General features: G+C 72.7%; 11 protein-coding genes. 4 read left to right on the top strand and 7 right to left on the bottom strand.

Annotated features, from left to right (window positions below; translation table 11 throughout):
- The first annotated feature begins 50 nt into the window (after positions 1–50).
- From ABZ573_RS26260 to ABZ573_RS26250, 3 genes are all read left to right on the top strand, one after another.
- Entirely contained in the window at positions 51–2078 is a 2028-nt protein-coding gene (locus ABZ573_RS26260; protein ID WP_358121658.1) for a hypothetical protein, read from the top strand.
- 453 nt (positions 2079–2531) lie between these two features.
- Entirely contained in the window at positions 2532–4244 is a 1713-nt protein-coding gene (locus ABZ573_RS26255; protein WP_358121656.1) for a right-handed parallel beta-helix repeat-containing protein, read from the top strand.
- 364 nt (positions 4245–4608) lie between these two features.
- Positions 4609–6270: a hypothetical protein gene (locus ABZ573_RS26250; protein WP_151456151.1), complete on the top strand. Its 1662-nt coding sequence runs from the start codon at positions 4609–4611 to the stop codon at positions 6268–6270.
- A gap of 99 nt (positions 6271–6369) precedes the next feature.
- Here ABZ573_RS26250 and pulA read toward each other — a convergent pair whose 3' ends face one another.
- The 5 genes from pulA to ABZ573_RS26225 form a co-directional block, all read right to left on the bottom strand.
- Positions 6370–11862: a pullulanase-type alpha-1,6-glucosidase gene (gene pulA / locus ABZ573_RS26245; RefSeq protein ID WP_358121653.1), complete on the bottom strand. Its 5493-nt coding sequence runs from the start codon at positions 11860–11862 to the stop codon at positions 6370–6372.
- A gap of 136 nt (positions 11863–11998) precedes the next feature.
- Complete coding sequence (locus ABZ573_RS26240; RefSeq protein WP_358121651.1) at positions 11999–12487, bottom strand: GNAT family N-acetyltransferase; 489 nt, start codon at positions 12485–12487, stop codon at positions 11999–12001.
- A 35-nt stretch (positions 12488–12522) separates the two neighbouring features.
- Positions 12523–13212, bottom strand: coding sequence for a cellulose binding domain-containing protein (locus tag ABZ573_RS26235; protein WP_358121649.1), 690 nt, complete (start codon positions 13210–13212; stop codon positions 12523–12525).
- 134 nt (positions 13213–13346) lie between these two features.
- Positions 13347–13736 carry a hypothetical protein gene (locus tag ABZ573_RS26230; protein ID WP_358121647.1) on the bottom strand — a complete coding sequence of 130 codons (390 nt, stop codon included), beginning with the start codon at positions 13734–13736 and terminating at the stop codon, positions 13347–13349.
- A 37-nt stretch (positions 13737–13773) separates the two neighbouring features.
- Positions 13774–14610, bottom strand: a complete 837-nt coding sequence (locus ABZ573_RS26225) for a hypothetical protein (protein WP_358121645.1) — start codon at positions 14608–14610, stop codon at positions 13774–13776.
- Between the two features lie 19 nt (positions 14611–14629).
- Here ABZ573_RS26225 and ABZ573_RS26220 point away from each other — a divergent pair, with 19 nt between their 5' ends.
- On the top strand, positions 14630–14812 hold the full coding sequence (locus ABZ573_RS26220; protein WP_091630004.1) for a hypothetical protein: 183 nt from the start codon (positions 14630–14632) through the stop codon (positions 14810–14812).
- Between the two features lie 10 nt (positions 14813–14822).
- On the opposite strand, the gene ABZ573_RS26215 is transcribed toward ABZ573_RS26220, so the two are convergent.
- A complete protein-coding gene (locus ABZ573_RS26215; RefSeq protein ID WP_358121642.1) occupies positions 14823–16493 on the bottom strand; it encodes a right-handed parallel beta-helix repeat-containing protein in 1671 nt (556 codons plus the stop codon).
- Between the two features lie 74 nt (positions 16494–16567).
- Entirely contained in the window at positions 16568–17083 is a 516-nt protein-coding gene (locus ABZ573_RS26210; protein ID WP_358121640.1) for an ArsC/Spx/MgsR family protein, read from the bottom strand.
- Between the last annotated feature and the right edge of the window lie 530 nt (positions 17084–17613).

Raw genomic sequence — 17613 nt, 5'->3', positions numbered from 1 at the left:
TCCTACGGCGGTACGTGCCCGTTGGATACGAAAGATGTGGGTGAGAGCACATGTCAACCAATCAGTCCGAAGCAACCGGGGCTGGGCATCCGAGCGGGCGTCGCCGGAAGCGGCGCGTCCTGTGGGTCGCCACCGGCGTGGCCGGCCTGACCGGCGCGGTCGGCCTGGCGGCCACGGGGGTGGTCACGCTGCCGGGCGCATCCGCGACGGGCAGCCTCGGGAACGTGGTCGACCGGCAGCTCACCGAGGCTGCCGCGCAGGCTACAGCCCCCCTCGGCCCGGACGACAGGGTCGACGCCGCAGCCGCCGGCATGAATCCCGGCGGACAGGACCCCACAGCGAGCGGCAAGGGGCCGGACGAGCAGGGACGCAACGACAAGGAGCAGGACGTCACGGACGTGCCCTGCGACACCGACGAACTGATCGTCGAACTCAACCGGGTGAACGCCGGTCACGGAGGGACGCTCAAGCTCGCGCGCGACTGCACGTACCTGCTGACGCTGAGCCGGGAGGGGAACGGCCTGCCGGAGATCGTCCGACCGGTCACGATCAAGGGCGAGAACGCCACCGTCCTCCGCGCCACGAACGCCGCCGCCTTCCGGATCTTCAACGTGGGGGTCGGCGGCGACCTGACCCTGCACGACCTCACGGTCAAGGGCGGGTTCGCCCAGCCCGGGCTGGGCGGCGGTGGCCTCCTGGTGCAGGCGGGCGGCAGGGCGACCATCTTCGACAGCCGCATCACCGGAAACCAGAGCAGCAGCGCCGGCGGTGGCGTCACGAACTTCGGCGTCACCCGGATCCTGTCCACGCACGCCACCGGCCCGGACGGCAAGGGTAAGGAGCACGCCGACGGAGAGAAGGACGCGGCCGGCACGGGGCACGACGACACCACCCCGGGCGACCTCAGCGGCACGGACGGGACAGCCCCGTCGACCGACAGCCGCACCGCCCCGAGCACCGGCGCCGAAGCCCCCGTCGTGCCCACGGATCCCGCGGGCACGGACACGAAGGCTCCCGCCGGCCCGGACACCAAGGCCCCCGCCGGCCTGGACACCGACGGCACCGACACCAAGACCCCCGGCGGCCTCAACACCGACGGCACCGGCACCAAGGCCCCTGCCGGCCTGGACGCCGACGGCACCGGCACCGGCACCGGCACCAAGGCTCCCGCCGGCCTGGACGCCGACGGCACCGGCACCAAAGCCCCGGCCGGCCTGGACGCCGACGGCAAGGCGGTCGCCGGGGACGGGACCACGGCGGGGGCCGCTGGCGGCGCCTCGGCCGCCCGGGACGCGGGCAGCCCCGGCCGGGACAACGAGAAGGACGACAGGGGCGACGACCGCGAGGACGGCGGGCACGGCAGCGAGGTCACCGACAACACCGCCGTGGGCAGCGGCGGCGGGATCCGCAATGTCGGCCAGCTCTTCCTCGAGGGCGTCCGGGTGAGCCACAACCAGAGCGGCGACACCGGCGGCGGACTGGAGAACGTCGCCTCCGCCGTCGTCACCGACAGCACGATCTCGCACAACATCGCCGAGGGCTCGGGCGGCGGCATCCAGAGCGGCGGCAACCCCAACGTCGCCACGACCGTCAAGCGCAGCCACGTGTTCGGCAACCAGAGCGGTGCGAGCGGCGGCGGCATCCGCAACGCGGGGACGATGTACGTGCAGCACAGCACCGTCCATGGCAACACCGCCGACGGCGACGGTGGCGGCATCGCCAACCTCGCCGCGGTCTTCGGCGGACTGTCGATCTCGAACAGCAAGGTCAACGAGAACGTGACCCGGGGCAACGGCGGCGGTATCGCCAACGACAGCGGTCAGGTGGTCATCTTCCACAGCGAGGTCGACCGGAACCGGGTCGCCGTGGACCTGCAGGTCGCGGGTGGGGTCTACAACCAGGGCGGAAGGATCTCCGTGATCAGGTCACGGATCACGGAGAACTCGTCGCTCCTCGCGCCGGGAGGCGTCTCCTCGGACAACGACGGAGTCACCGTCGACGACGAGACGGTGATCATCCGGAACAAGCCCACGAACTGCGAGGGCAGCCCGACCCCTGTTCCGAACTGCTTCGGCTGAGCGGGCGGACAGTCGGCGCTGCGCAGCGCGTTCCGGCGCCGCCCGGGAAGGGTCGTCACGACGACCTGCCCCGGGCCGGCGCCGGAACTTCGCGTACGGCCTGGTCCTGGTGGCGGCCGGGCCGCAACCGGAACTTCACGCACCGGCCCCTCCTGGTGGCGCCGGTCGCCGGTCAGCTGGGCGGGGGCCTTCGCTGAGGCAATCGCCGAGCCGGCGAGCGCCGGTCGACTCCCCTGCGGGTGTTTGTGCTGCTCAGGTGGTGTCCCTGCCCGGTAGCGGCCCGCTGCGGAGCGACAGCCGACGTGAGGCGAATGTGTGGAAAACTCGGATAACGCACCATCGCGAGAATCGTTCTCATACGGTGATTCACGGAGGCTGCAACCCATTTGTGGCTGATCGCGCCGTCTTGCGTGGTGCGGTCCCCGTGAGAGCAGGAAAGGGCGGAAGGCTCTGATGTCCGATGACGTAACGAGACCTGACGGTGGCCCGCCCGTGGGCACACCGATGCGAGGGCGGCGCAAACTCTGGCTGGCTGCCGGGGTGGCCGGACTGACCGGCGTCGTCGGCCTGGCGGCGCTGGGCGGCCTGGCCGCCCGCGACGACAAGTCCGGCGACTCCGAGCGACTCTCCGACGCCCAGGCGTCGGCCCCGAAGCAGAACGTCAGCGACGCCGGCAGGGCCGACGACGACGCTGGCAAGGCCGACGACGAGGCCGGTGGCAACCCCGCCGCCGAGGGCGGGAACGCCTGGTCGGGTGGCGACTGGAGCGGCGACAAGGACCGCGGAAACGACGGTCGGGTGACGGAGGTGCCCTGCGACACCGACAAGCTGATCCAGGCGATCATCCACGCCAACCGGACCGACGGCGCGACGCTGAAACTCGCCAGGCACTGCACGTACGAGCTGACGCGCAGCGAGTACGGCAACGGCCTGCCCGTGATCAAGGAGTCGATCGTCCTCAAGGGCGAGGGCACCGCGATCGTCAGGGCGGCCGAGGCCGAGCGCTTCCGGATCCTGAACGTCGGTAGCGGCGGTCACCTGACGCTGAAGGACGTGACCGTCAAGGGCGGGCAGACCGTCGCCGCGAAGACCGTCCCGGCACCGGTCAGTTCGTTCGGGCGCACGAAGCCGACAGAGGCTGCGGCAGCCGCGGCGGAACCGGCCCGTGGACCGGCGATGGCGGCGCCCAAGGGCCCGGCCACCGCCGCCTCCGAACTGCCGGCCGCTCCGACGGCTCGTTCCGGCGGGGCAGCGACGGCCCGGCCGGACGGCACCGCGACGGCCGCGCCCACCGGCGCCGACGGAGCGGGCATCCTGGTCCAGCGGGGCGGTCGTGCCGACCTCGAGCACAGCAGGATCGTGCAGAACCACGCCGGCTGGAACGGCGGCGGCATCGCCAACTTCGGCACCACCAACCTGCGCCACACCTCGGTCGAGGAGAACAGCGCCAGCGGCTTCGGTGGCGGCATCTTCACCGTCGGGGTGCTGCGGGTCGAGGAGTCCAAGGTGTCGAAGAACAGCGCCCGGCTGGGCGGCGGCGGCATCGCCAACGGCACGACCCCGAACGGCACGACGGTGGGCGGCGGCACCGTCTGGGTGTGGAAGAGCACCATCAGCCACAACCGGACCTCGTCCATCGGCGGTGGCGTCTTCGACAACAGGGGCGACATCGTGCTCACGCAGAGCGAGATCACGGACAACACCGCCGGCACGGACGGGGGCGGGCTGGTCACCTTCAGCGACGGCAGGCTGTCCCTGGAGAAGGTCGTGGTCGCCAGGAACTACGCGGACGGAGAGGCCGGCGGCGTCGGCGTCGGCGGAGGCAGCAACGCCGTGATCGAGCACAGCATGATCAAGGAGAACGTCGCCGCAGGCGGGGGCGGCGGGGGTCTGTACAACGACGGGGGCGACGTCACGCTGCGGGACAGCGAGGTGCTGGGCAACCAGGCGGTCGGCGAATACGGGGTGGGCGGCGGCATCCTGAACGACTTCGGCCGGACGAGGCTGATCAGCACGAAGGTGGTCCACAACGTCGCCACCGCGCCGCCGGGTGGCATCTTCACCAACAACGACGGCGTCCTGATCGACCGGAAGTCCGCCGTGAAGGACAACCGGCCGACGAACTGCAAGGGCAGCACGGTCATCCCCGACCGCTGCTTCGCCTGAACATCCGAGAGCGACACCACATAGAGAGAGGGCTCCTCCACAAGCCGCCCCGGCGGCCGGAGGAGCCCTCTCACCTCCCGGCCCCTCGTGGCCGTTCTTCCGCCGAACGGGCCGTTCCGCGCCGGGAGCACCTGTTCTCCTGCGGACTCCCCTACCGACGTCGCTGCGGTGGATCGGCCGGCACGGACCGTCCGCACCGGCCAGGGGCACCCCGGACCTAATGCGGGCTTCTTTCGCATATGCCCGCGAGGCGAGGAAGATTCTCATATTGTCTAGTTCGGGAGCTACAACCGATTTGTAGCAGGGGACGCTCGCCTGTGGCGCTGCGACCCTGTCTGGTACGAGGAGAGGGCAGAGAGCTCCGATGTCCAACTACCTAACGAACAACGACTCCGAGCGGCCGGCGGCGCCCAAGCGTCGCCGCAAGCTCTGGCTCGCCAGTGGTGTGGCCGGGTTGACCGGCGTGGTCAGCCTCGCCGCGGTGGGCGTGGCCACCGGCGCCGGCGCGGTAGGTGCGGACGGCCTGAAGTGGGCCACCGCCCAGGTCAGCATGGACGGCGACCAGGACGCGGACCGCGAGAAGGAAGGCCGCGAGGGCGAGGAGGGCCGCGAAGGCGGAGAAGGCCGGGACCGGGACCACAAGGACCGGGACCACAAGGATCGCGGAAAGGAGGTGCCCTGCGACTCCGACAAGCTGATCCAGGCGATCGTGCACGCCAACGCCAACCACGGCGGCGTGTTCGAGCTGGCCAAGGACTGCACGTACACCTTGACCCGGCACGACTACTACGGCAACGGCCTGCCGGTGATCGAGCAGCCCATCACGCTCAAGGGCCACGACACCAAGATCGTGCGGGACGCCACCGCCGAGCAGTTCCGCATCTTCAACGTCGGCAGCGGCGGCCACCTCACCCTCAAGGGCCTGACCATCAAGAACGGCCAGACCCTCGAGCGGAAGCTGGCGGAGCCGGTCTCGGCGGAGACGGTGTGGTCGCGCTACTCGAACTCGGTCGAGGCCACCGAGGCGGCCAAGGCCGGCAAGCCGTACCTGCCGTTGCTCCAGGCCGAGCCGAAGGGTGCCGCGGCGGCGAAGGCTGCTGCGGCGAAGGCCGCGGCGGCCAAGGCCGGCGCCGCCGTGCTGGAGGAGCCGGAGGCCAACGACGGCGGCGGCATCCTGGTGCAGCCGGGCGGCTCCGCCGACATCGAGAAGAGCCACATCGTCGAGAACCAGGCCGGCGGCAGCGGCGGCGGCATCGCCAACTTCGGCAAGACCAGCCTGCGCCACACCACGGTCGCCGACAACACCGCCTTCTTCTTCGGCGGCGGCATCCTGAACGCCGGGGTGCTCAAGGTCGAGGAGTCCCACGTCAAGTACAACAAGGCCGGGATCGGCGGCGGCGGCATCGCCAACGGCGCCCCGGGCATCTTCCGCGACGACGTCGACGGCGGAACCGTCTGGATCGACAAGACCGACATCAGCAACAACCACACGATCGGCTTCGGCGGTGGCCTGCTCGACATCGAGGGCAACACCACCATCAAGTACTCCAGGATCCTCGACAACACCGCGCTGATCGCGGGCGGCGGCATCGCCGCGGCGGACGACAGCCAGCTGCACCTGCACAAGGTGACGATCGCCAAGAACACCACCGTCGGTGTCGGCGGCGGCCTGGCCCTGGCCTTCGGCGCCCACGTCACGGCGGAGAAGACCGAGGTCAAGGAGAACTTCGCCGCCTTCTTCGGCGGCGGCGTGTTCAACCTCGCCAGCGAGGTCACGTTCCGCGACAGCGAGATCGTCGGGAACCAGGCCGTCGGGCCGATCGGCATCGGCGGCGGCATCTTCAACGTCTTCGGCCGGGTCAACCTGCACGACACGAAGGTGGCGGACAACGTCTCCAGGTTCCGGCCGGGCGGGGTGTTCAACTTCGGCGGCGAGGTGAACGTGGACGACAAGTCCGCGATCAAGGGCAACAAGCCGACGAACTGCCTGGGCAGCCCCTCCCCCGTGGAGAACTGCTTCGGCTGATCGCCCTCGGCTGACGGGCGGCCTCTCCGGCCGCTCCGGACACCGAACAGGAACCGGCCCCCTTCCGCGTCGCGGAAGGGGGCCGGTCCACGTCGCGGGCTACTGCTGCACGAAGACCGCCACGCTGCGGGCCGGCACGGTGAACGTGCCGCTGGCCCGGTCGAAGGAGGCCGTCCGCAGCGACTCGTCCGCCGAGGCCCGCAGCACCGGGTGCAGCGCCACGTCCGCCCCGCGCAGCCCGGTCAGCCGCTGCCGCGCCGTCTCCGGCGTGGCGTTGAAGACCACCGTGACCGACTTCCACCGCCCGTCGAGGCCCCGACCGTCCAGCGTCATGGTGAGCACGCCGGGGGTCTCCCCCGCGCCGGAGAGCGGGAAGGCGACCCGCTTCTGCACCTGCTCCGCCGTGGTCAGCCCGAAGACCGGCGAGGAGGCCCGAACCCTCAGCAGCTCGGCGTAGCGGGCGTCGGCCAGGTCGATCGCCGCGCAGTCCGGCACCAGCGCCGGATCGGCCAGCAGCGGCTTGGCGTACGGCCACTTGTCCCGGTTGTCCTGCTCGGGCGGCAGGCCGGCGCCGAACCCGTTGCCCTGGGCGCAGTCCCAGCGGATCTGGTTGAACCAGTCCCCCGAGTTGTACGAGTTGCGGTCCAGCGACTTCGAGCGCAGCCGCTCGGTGCCCGTGGTGACGAACCCGGGCCCCTGGCCCATCACCACCGTGCCCAGCGCCAGCACCTGCATCCGGGCCCGGTCCGCCGCCGAGGTGTCCCGCGGCAGCTTGTACGCCAGCGCGTCGTACAGGATCTCGTTGTCGTGCGCGTCGACGTAGGTGACCGCCTCCCCCGGCACGGCGGTGTAGCCGGCGGGCGAGCCGTTGTAGTCGACCTGCGCGCCGGTAACCTGCCGGCCCGACGAGTCGGTGAAGCGGTAGCCGCGCAGGTTGCCGGTGAGCCCCACCTTGATCAGGTCGTGCTGGCGCAGCAGCCGGGCCCGCTGCTCGGCCGTGGAACCGTTGACGTCGTCGCCGTTCGGGTCGGTGAAGAGGCCGGAGGCGAAGCCCTGCACCCGCGGGTTGGCGTCGAACGGCCCGCCGCCGCGTACGGCGTCGCGCAGCCGGTCGTTGAACGTGCCGATCCCGGTGCCTGCCATGTTGGCCTGGGTGGCCTGCGTGAACCGGGCGTCGTCGGCGACCTCGCCGAAGTTCCAGCCCTCGCCGTAGAGCAGGATCTTCTTCCCGTCCACGCCGTCGCGGCCGACGGTCAGCTCGTCGAGCGCCTTGCGTACGGCCAGGATGTTCGCCTTCGGGTGGTGGCCCATCAGGTCGAACCGGAAGCCGTCCACCTTGTACGCCCGGGCCCAGGTGACCAGCGAGTCCACGACGAGCTTGCCCATCATGGCGTGCTCGGGGGCGGTGTTGGCGCAGCAGGTCGAGTTGGCGACGGCGCCGTCGTCCAGCAACCGGTGGTAGTAGCCGGGCACGATCTGGTCGAGTACCGACTTCGGGTCGGCGCCCGCCGCCGAGGTGTGGTTGTAGACGACGTCCATCACCACGCGCAGCCCGGCGCCGTTGACGCCGGCCACCATCCGCCGGAACTCGGTGGTGCGCTTCGCCCCGGCCGGGTCGACGGCGTAGCCGCCCTCCGGCACGGTGTAGTGCAGCGGGTCGTACCCCCAGTTGTAGCCGTCGGTGTCCGCCACGGCCGCGACGCACTTCTGCTGCTGCTCGGAGTCCGGCGGCAGCGCGGCCAGGTCGCAGGCCGGCTGCCGCTGGTCGGCGCGGCGCTCGGGGATCGTGGCGAAGTCGAACGCGGGCAGCAGGTGCAGGTGGGTCACCCCGGCGTCGCCGAGCGCCTTCAGGTGCTTCATGCCGGCGGTGCCCGGGTCGGTGAAGGCGAGGTAGGTGCCCCGCCGCTCGGCCGGCACGGTGCCGTCGGCGATGGAGAAGTCCCGCACCGACAGCTCGGAGATCTGCACCCTGGTCGACGGCACCGCCGCCGGCTTGCGCAGCGACGCCCATCCGGCCGGTGCGAGCGCCGGGTCGGCGAGGTCCACGATCTGGCTGTGCGTGGAGTCCGGCGCCAGCGCCAGCGAGTACGGGTCGGTCACGGCGGCGTCGACCATCTTCTGCGTCGCCGGCTGCCACGCCTGGACCTGGTACCGGTAGTACCTGCCGGTCCAGTCGCGGGCGCCACGCACGGACCAGACGCCGGTGCGGTCGTCGCGGCGCATCGCGACGGTCCGCGGCATCGCGGTCGGCGAGTCGAAGAGCTGGAGCGAGACCGTGCGGGCGGTGGGCGCCCAGACGGCCAGCGTCGGCACCCCGCCGGCGAACGTCGGCCCGAGCCGCGCGTCGGTGGCCCGGGCGTAGACGTCGTCGAGCACGCCGGGGATCTGCACGCCGGTCGCGGCGAGCAGGGCGCCCGCCGCGTCCCGCTCGGTCACCAGGAACTGCCCGCGCAGGGCCGCCGGGACCTTCGCCAGGTCCCGCCGGTCGAGCGTGAAGGCACCGTGCGCCCACAGGTGCGGGAAGTCCGCGCGCTGGGCCTCGGTGAGCCCGTTGCGCTGGGCGGTCAACGGCAGCGTGCGGTACGTCCCGACCAGCTCGCCGTCGGCGACGGTGACCCCGCCGGCCGGGGCGGCGACCAGGGCGTACGTCCTGCCGTCGGTGGGCCCGGTCTGCCAGGCGACGGTCGAGCGGTCGATCCAGTGCGCCTTCTGTTTCGTGATGTCGACCTCCGGGCCGGCGGCGGACGCGGTGGACGGCAGCAGCCGGCCGGGCGTGCCGGCGAGCAGCCACACCTCGCGTCCGGCGTCGGCGAAGTCGAGCCGCTGGTCGGTCGGCAGGTCCTTCTCGTCGCCGCGGTGGATGATGTAGCTCAGCCCGGTGGCGTTGGCGGCCAGCGGCACCCGGAAGACCGCGCCGAAGGCGTCGATCCGGGCCGGGGCGAGCGGGGTGGCCCAGTCCGTGGGGTTGGCGGCGCCGTCCCACAGGTGCAGGCCCCAGCCGTCGTAGTTGCCGTCGGCGCGGCGGTAGTGGATGAGGGCGGTGCCGTCCTCGACCGGCGGGTCGGGTTCGCCGGTGGCGGCCTGCCGGCTCGGGTAGGTCGCCGGGTCGCCCTGCTTGACCCAGACCTCGCCGGCCTTCGTCACGTCGATCGTCCGATCCTGTTCCACGTCCTTCTTCCCGGACTTGTCGACCACCACGAAGCCGACCGACTTCGCGCCCGGCTTGAGCTTCACCCAGGCGAACCGGCCGTAGGAGTCCTCGCCGGCGAACGGCTGCCCCTTGGGCCACTCGGTCGCGTACGCCGGGTCGATGTCGCCCCAGGCGTACAGGCCCCAGTCGTCGTAGCCGCCGGCCGGGCGCTGGTAGTGCACCACGGCCCAGTCGCGGGAGGCGGACTGCGCCGGGGTGCCCACGGTCGCGGTGGACCGGGCGGTCGCGGTGCGGCCCCTCCCGTCACGGACGACGGCCTTGTACTCGACCTTCGTGCCGCCGGCCAGCCCGGTCAGGTCGTGGTGCACGGTGTACGGGGCCGTCTCGGCGCTGCCGAGCAGCGTCCACCTGCCGCCGGCGACCCGGGCGGCGACGGTGACGGTGGCCAGCGGGTCGCCGGTGACCTGGGCGGTGACGGCGGCCTTCGTGGCGACGGGCGCGCCGGGCGCCGGGGCGGTGATCGTGATCTTCGGCGCGGCGTCGGGCGACGCGATCGGCGTGCCTCCGCGGTGCACCACGGCCGACAGCGGCGGCACGGTCAGCGTGAGCCTGCCGTCCGCGCCGGCGACCGGGGCGGCCGACGCGCCGTACACGCCGGTGAAGGTGGCGCCGGCCGACCACGTGTCCACGGTGACAGTCTGCGCGGTCGCGGCGTTGTTCACCGCGACGACGTACTCGGTGCGCTGCTTCGGGTCGATCCGGGAGAACGCGAAGACGCCGGGGCCGTCGGCGGCGTACCGGCCGACCTGCACGCCGTCGCGCAGCGCCGGGTGCGCCTGGCGCAACGCGCCCAGCTCCGCGATGGCCCGGTAGAGCGGGTGGGTGCGGTCGAACTGGTCGCTGGCGTGGGTGCGGTCGGTGCCGATCAGGTCGTCGTCGAGGTAGTCGGGGGTCTTCGAGGCGAACATGTCCTGCCGGGCGTCCTTGTCGCCGCCCGGCCCGGTGAAGCCCTGCTCGTCGCCGGAGTAGACGACCGGCTGGCCGCGGGTGAGGAACATCAGCTCGTGGGCGAGCCGGTCGCGGCGCAGGTGGGTGGCCGGGTCGGTGCCGCCGCCGGCGATGAACGAGCCGATCCGGCCCATGTCGTGGTTGCCGAGGAAGGTGGTCAGCCGGCGCGCGTCGGTGTCCCGGGCGCGGTAGAGGTCGTCGCGGGCGTACACGTCGGCGAGCGCCTTCGCGGAGCCGTCGCCGGCGGTGTAGCCGCGCGCCGCCTCCTGGAAGGCGAAGTCGAGGGTGGCCGGCAGGCCGCCGCGCCGCACGTACGTCGAGGTGATCTCCGGGTCGGCGCTGTAGACCTCGCCGAACATGAAGAAGTCCTTCTTGCCGGCGCGCGCGGCGACGCGCTCGACGCCCTGGCTGAACTGCGGCCAGAAGTCGAGGTTGGCGTGCTTCACGGTGTCCAGCCGGAAGCCGTCGACGCCGGTGGAGGCGATCCAGTCGGAGTAGACCTTGGTCAGGCCGCGCACCACCTCGGGGCGCTCGGTCCACAGGTCGTCGAGGCCGAAGAAGTCGCCGTACTCGCTGTTCTCCCCGGCGAAGGTGGAGTCGCCCCGGTTGTGGTACATGGTCGGGTCGTTCAGCCACGCCGGGACCTTGACCTTGGCGTCGGCCGGGGTCTCGAACGTCGGGGTGTACGGGAACGACGTGCTGTCCACCTTCGGGAAGCCCCGGCTGCCGTCGGCGTAGTTGCGGTCCTCGAAGGGACGCCCCTGCGCGTCGGTGTACGGGGAGGTGGCCTTGTCCACGTAGGTGCGCCGGTCCTCGGCGTACTGGATGACGTCGGCGGTGTGGTTGACGATGACGTCGAGGTAGACCTTGATCCCCCGCTTGTGGGCGAGCCCCACCAGCCGCTTCAGGTCCTCGTTGGTGCCGAAGTGCGGGTCGACCTGGGTGAAGTCGGTGATCCAGTAGCCGTGGTATCCGGCGGAGGCATCGGCTCCGGAGCCCTGCACCGGGCGGTTCTTGAAGATGGGCGCGAGCCAGATGGCCGTGGTGCCGAGCCCCTCGATGTAGTCGAGCCGGTCCATGACGCCCTTGAGGTCGCCGCCGTGGTAGAAGCCCTTGTCCTTCGGGTCGAGGCCGGTGGAGAGGCGGCCCCCGGTGAGGCCCCCGGCGTCGTTGCGCCGGTCGCCGTTGGCGAACCGGTCCGGCAGGACGAAGTAGAACTGCTCGGCGCGGACCTGGCGGCTGCTGGCGGCGAGCAGCGCCTCCGCCGAGGGTTCGGTGCGCCACTGCGCGGCGCCGGTGGTGACCAGCGGGCCGGTGTCGTCGGGGGCGTCGGAACCCATCTGGCGCACGGCCAGCGGGGTGCCGACGAGGGCGAGGGTGAGCAGGGAGACGAGGGCGAGCAGGGCCTTGCGCGGTATCGGCGGGGGTTTCATCGACGCCTTCCTCTGGTCGCTGGCTGGCCCGCACGCTAGCTCTTGCCGAAACGTTCTGCAATACCTTGCAAACAAAGTCGTAACACGACAGCCTGCTTGCAAGGGCGGCCCTCCGCAGCGACCCTGTGCCCGGGGATCAGTCGTCGGCGAGGACGGCGTACAGGTCCGAGTCGCGCCAGCCGTCGCGGATGAGGGCGGTGCCACGCATCCGGCCCTCGTACCGCATGCCGATCCTGCGCAGCACCGCCGCCGAGGCGAGGTTGCGCGGGTCGCACGTGGCGAAGATGCGGTGCCGCCCGTGCCGGTCGAAGCCCAGTCGCAACAGTTCCCGCGCCGTGGCCGTGGCGATGCCCTGCCCCCACCGCCGTGGATGGACCGCGTACGCGATCTCGCCGGTGCTCGGGCCGTGCAGCTTCAGCTCGGCGCTGCCCACGACCTCGCCGTCAACGAGCACCCCGAACACCAGCCGGTCCGGTGGCGCCGCCACGGCGGCCCGCACGTACGCCTGCGTCTGCTCGTGGGTGTTGGGCCCCCACGCCTGGTAGCGGCACGACTCGGGCAGACGCGCCCAGTCGTGCACGGCGTCGGTGTCGTCGAGCGTGAGCGGGCGGAGGGTGAGCGCCATGGCGGCTCCCTGGGTGGCCGACGGCGTGGCGTCGATCAGAGGCGGCAGGAGACGCCGTCGACCGTGCAGCTCGTCGGGCGGCTCTGCGTGCCCTGGACGTAGAAGCGCAGCGTGACCGACGCGCCGCCGGGCAGGTCGCCGCCGCTGCGGTAGGTGAAGCCGTCGTCGATCCGCTGCGCCGTCCCCTGTGGCGCGCCCTCGATCCACGCGCTGCCCAGCCGCGCTCCCGGGAAGGTCAGCCGCGTCGTCCACTCCCGGCCGGCGGACGAGGTGTTGCCGACCAGCACCTCCCCGACGAACCCGTCCGCGTGCGACTCGACCACCCGGTACCGGCCGGTCAGCGGGGACACCGACGGTGGCGGCGCGACCAGCGCCGTCTCCTCGCTCCCGCTGGGGGTCGGCGACGGCGGGGCGCTGCTGCGGACGGGCGTGGACCGTGTCGGGGTGGGCCGGGTGGTGGAGCGGCCGGACTGCGTGGCCGTCGCCCGCGGCGAGCGCGTGACCGTCGGGCTGGCCACCGACGGCTCCGGGTCGGCCAGGCCGACGGTCGGCAGCGGCGGGGCGGGCTGCGCGTCGAACGCGGGGCCGCGCCCCCGGTAGGCGCCGAGCGCGATGGCCAGCAGGACCACCATCACCGCGACGCCGACGGACACCACGATCCACGGCGAGGACGCGATGGCGGTCGTGCCGTAGGACTTGCTCGATGTTCGGCGCGTGCCGGACATGCTTCTCCTCCCGCGGTCCTCCGGGGCAGCGTAGCGGTCCGTGGCGACATGGTGCGACCGTGTGCGTGCGGCGCGTACGGCGCCGCGTGGGCGGGGCCGCCGCCGGCGGAGGGTGCCGCGGGTCCGGCCGGCGGTCAGGCGGTCCGCAGCACCGTGCAGATGAGCGGGCCGTCGTCGGTGGAGCGCAGCAGGTAGCGGTAGCGCTCGCCGGGGACCGCCCGGCCCTGGCTGTCCAGGAACTCCCACTCCACAGCGACCATGGTCAGCAGCGCCGACATCGGAAGCACGTCCTCGATGGTCGCGTGCGCCGCGACCAGCTCGCGCTCCTGGTAGTCGGGGGCCGCGCCCACGAAGGACAGTGCCACCGCCGCCGGCGAGGTGAACGAGAAGCTGTACGTGTCGGCCACCACCATCCCGGGCAGGGCGTAACAACCGGCGATGGCGGGCACGTCGCCGGTGGTCAGCGCCACGCCGTACCGGTCGAAGAAGTCGGTCAGCGTGTCCAGATCGGTGGGGGCTCTCACAGGGACAGCAATTGCCGGCCGGACGGCGGGCCAAACCTCAGCGCGGCGGGATGCGCACCTCGATCTCCGCCCCGAGCCGGGCGCCGCCCGCGAGACCGAGGTCGTCGCCGCTCCAGAACCGGCCCGGGTCGTACCAGTTGGGACGCCGCCCGGCGGGCAACAGTCCCATCGCCTCGTAGGTCACCGCGACCACCTCCGCGCAGTAGGCCGTCTCCAGTGCACGGTCGCGCACGGCGATCCCGGCGCGGTCGGGCGCGGTCACCCCGCTGCGGTCGGGCGCGGTCACCCCGGTGCGGTCGGGCGCGGTCGCCCCGGTGCGGTCGGGCGCGGTCGCCCCGGTGCGGTCGGGCGCGGTCGCCCCGGTGCGGTCGGGCGCGGTCGCCCCGGTCGGGTCGGGCGCCGGCGCGGCCTCGCGGTCCCCCACCCGGCCGGGCAGCGCCGGCAGCCGCACCGCCGGAACCCGGCCCCGCAACCAGCGCCAGGCGAGCTGGGCGGTGGACGGGAACGGGGTGCCGTCCAGGCGCGCGACGGTGCGCAGCACCGCCTTCTCCATCTCCGCGTCCGCCGGCGGGTCGAGCTGGCGCAGCCAGGCCCGCTGGCCGTACCGGTTGGCCCAGACGCAGACCGCGTCGCGCAGGTCGTGCAGCTGCACGCCGCGCTGGTGGGTGCCCGTCCACATGTCCGGCAGCGACCTGCCCAGCTCGGCGTGCCACATCAGGGGCGGCATGTCGTCCAGCACGACCGCCATGCCGACGTGGTTGACCGGGCTGTTGGTGGTCAACTGGATGGCCCGGTCCGGCACGCTGCGGCCCCGGAACACCCACACGTCGCCGGTACGGGTCAGGTCCACGGCCTCGTCCAGGCTGATGCTCATGGGGGTCTACCCTAGGCCGATGCGGCAACGGATGCGGTGGTGGAAGGTCCTCGGGCTGGCCGGCCTGGCCGGCGTCGCGGCGTCGGGCGTGGTCATCGCCCGGGCGGAACGGCGGCGGCGGGCGTACACCCCGGAGGAGATCCGGGCCCGGCTGCGCGACCGGCACGCGGAGGCGACGGCCCCCGCCGACGACGCGCGCTGAGCCTCCGGCGTCAGTCCACCTCGTGGTGGTTGCGGTCCCAGCGCCCGCCGACCGGCGGGGTGTCGAGCCGCACCGCCCCGACGGCGTTTCCGGCGAGGTCGTTGTCCTCGATCCGGCAGGACACGCAGCTGCCCGCCGGGGTGATCCAGAGCCCGTAGCTCTGGGTCTGCTCGTCGCGGTGGTCCCAGATCCGGTTGCCGCGCACCGTGGCGGAGTCGAACGGCGCGTTGACGGTGATGCCGGCCCGGATCGGCGGGGCCGCCGGCAGTTCGTACGCCGTCCCGGGCGGCGGCGTGTCCTCGTTCCAGCCGGTGGGAGAATCCGCCCGCACCTCGGCGAGGGTGAGGTCGGTGTCGGTGTTGGACACCACGACCGCCATGCGTGACCCGACCCGCACCACCTTGCCCCGGTGCCCGTCGTGCGGCCAGTGCGCCGCCAGGTCGGTGACGGAGCGGTGGTGGTAGCGCACCGACTCGCCCGCGCCGGTGGCGGCCGGGGCGCAGCGGCGGCCGTTGTTGCGGATCCGGTTGTTCACCACGACGGCGTCGGTCATCGGCCGGTCGATCCGGATCGCGTCCAGGCCGTTGTCCCAGAACTCGTTGCCGTCGACGACCACGCCCGCCGCCGCGCTCCGGTAGCCGTGCCCCAGGTCGTGCTCGTGGTAGCCGTACTCGCCGTTGGCGCTGATCCGGTTCCCGCGCACGGTGTACGGGCCGGGCGTGTTGCCCATGCTGATCCCGTCGCGGACGTTGCGGTCCACGACGCAGTCGCTGATGATGCCGCCCCGACCGGACACGCCGGCCGTGCCGTTGCCGGAGACGTCGAAGCCCGCCTCCAGGTTGCCGGTCAGCGTGCAGGCGGAGACGATCAGGCCGTCGGCGCCCCAGTCGGAGATGCCGAAGCGGTTCGCCTGGCTGTGGCAGCCGATGATGCGGTAGCCGCGCGGCGGCGTCCAGTAGTCCTTCTGGAGTTCGAGGAAGATCCCGTTGGTGCCGTTGCCGACGGCGGTGCAGTTGGCGATCGTGAGGCGCTCCACGTCGCCCCAACCGCCGATGCCGACGCCGATGCCCGCGCCGCCCATCTCCTCGCCGTTGTCCAGCCGGCCGCAACCGACCACGACCACCCCGTCGATCAGGCTGTCCTGGAGGAAGTCGCAGCCGAGCCCGGTGGCGCCGGTGTGGTGGATGTAGAGGTTGCGGAAGACGCCACGCACCACGTACTGGAGGCCGAGCCCCTTGGCGAGATAGTTGTACTCGACCATCGCCACGCCGGAGCCGTCGATCTCGAAGTCCGCGAAGGTGCAGTCGGCGATGTGCCGGTCGCGGCTCGCGCCGTGCTGCACCGTGGTCCAGAAGGCCAACGGCGTGGGGTCCGCCCGGTTCCCCTCGTTGCTGAGCAGGAACCGCGTCGCCCCCGGGCCCGCGCCGATCAGCGACACCCCGCTGCGCCAGACCGTCCCGGCGTCCCGGATCGAGTAGATCCCCGGCGGGCAGTGGATGACCCGGGCCCGCCCGTCGGCGGCGTAGCCCTCGCCGAGGCGGTCGACCAGGGCCGACAGCGCCGGCTGGTCGTTCGTCACGCCGTCGCCGCGCAGCCCGAACTCGCGCGCGTCGCACCAGAGGGGCGCGCCGGCGACGGGGGTGAGCCGCTTCGCGGCGGTGGACAGGCCCTGGTGCGGCATCAGACCCCTCCTCTGCGGCGTCCGGTCGTTCGCCCGCGAGCGGCGCATTCCCGCCGCACCCGCCCGGAAACGCGCTACCCGACCAGGTGCGGCGGATCCGCTGGCGCGATCGCCCCAGGGCCGGGCTCCGCGCCGCTGCCCGGCGTCGCGGCGCTGCCCGGCGTCGCGGCGCTGCCCGGCGTCACGCCGCCCGGCTGCGCGCCGGTGCCGGGCGTCGCGCCGGTGCGGCGCAGCGCCTCCGCCAGCGCCCCGGCGGTACGGCCCACGAGCGCGCTCCCGTCGTCGAGCAGCAGCAGGGGTCGCTGGATCAGCTCGGGGGCGGCCACCATCGCCTCGATCCAGCGCGGCTCGGCCGCCTCGTCCCTGGGCCAGTCGGCCATGCCGAGGGCCACCGCGGCAGGCTCCTGGGTACGGCAGACGTCCCAGGGGCGCGCGTCGAGCCGGCGCAGCACCTCGGCCAGCTCCGCCGCGCTCGGCGGCCGGTCCAGGTACGGGCGCAGCGCGTAGCCGACTCCAGCCTCATCGAGCGCGGTACGGGCGGCGGCGCACTTCGAGCACGACGGGTTGTTCCAGATCTCCATGCCTGTCATCGTCGCAAGCGTCCCGCAGCGTCACGTACGAGCCCGCCCCGCTCCCGCGACCGTCCACGCACCGCCGCCCACGCGCTCAGCCGACGTGATCAGGACGGACATCGCCCCCGACCCCGGACGTCCGCTCCCGAGCCGGACGTCATCCCGGGGCGACCTGCGCCTCGTAGGCCGGAACCCACAAACGAACGCAAAGCGCGAGGTGCGAGCGCGAGGTGCGAGCGCGAGGTGCGAGCGCGAGGTGCGAGCGCGAGGTGATCAGGACGCCATGGACGTCATCCGGCCGCTTTGAGGTCCATGGCGTCCTGATCACGTGTTCGAGGACGTTGTCCGGTTCGGGGTCGGCGTCCGGCAGGGTGGCCGGTGGAGATCTTGGTAGAAGACGGCCCCTGGAGGGGCAGTTTCTCACCAAGATCTCCGGGAGGAGCCGGACGGACGGACGCGAGAGTAGGCACCGACGGGGTGTGGCCCGCCATGCCCGGCGCAGGGATCAAGCCTGACCGCCCGGAGCCGGGCACGGCGGGCCACACCCC

It is taken from the genome of Micromonospora sp. NPDC007220 (assembly GCF_040634035.1).
Classification (GTDB): domain Bacteria; phylum Actinomycetota; class Actinomycetes; order Mycobacteriales; family Micromonosporaceae; genus Micromonospora; species Micromonospora reichwaldensis.
Note: the sequence above shows the minus strand (reverse complement) of the source record. Positions and strands in the feature narration are given on the sequence as shown.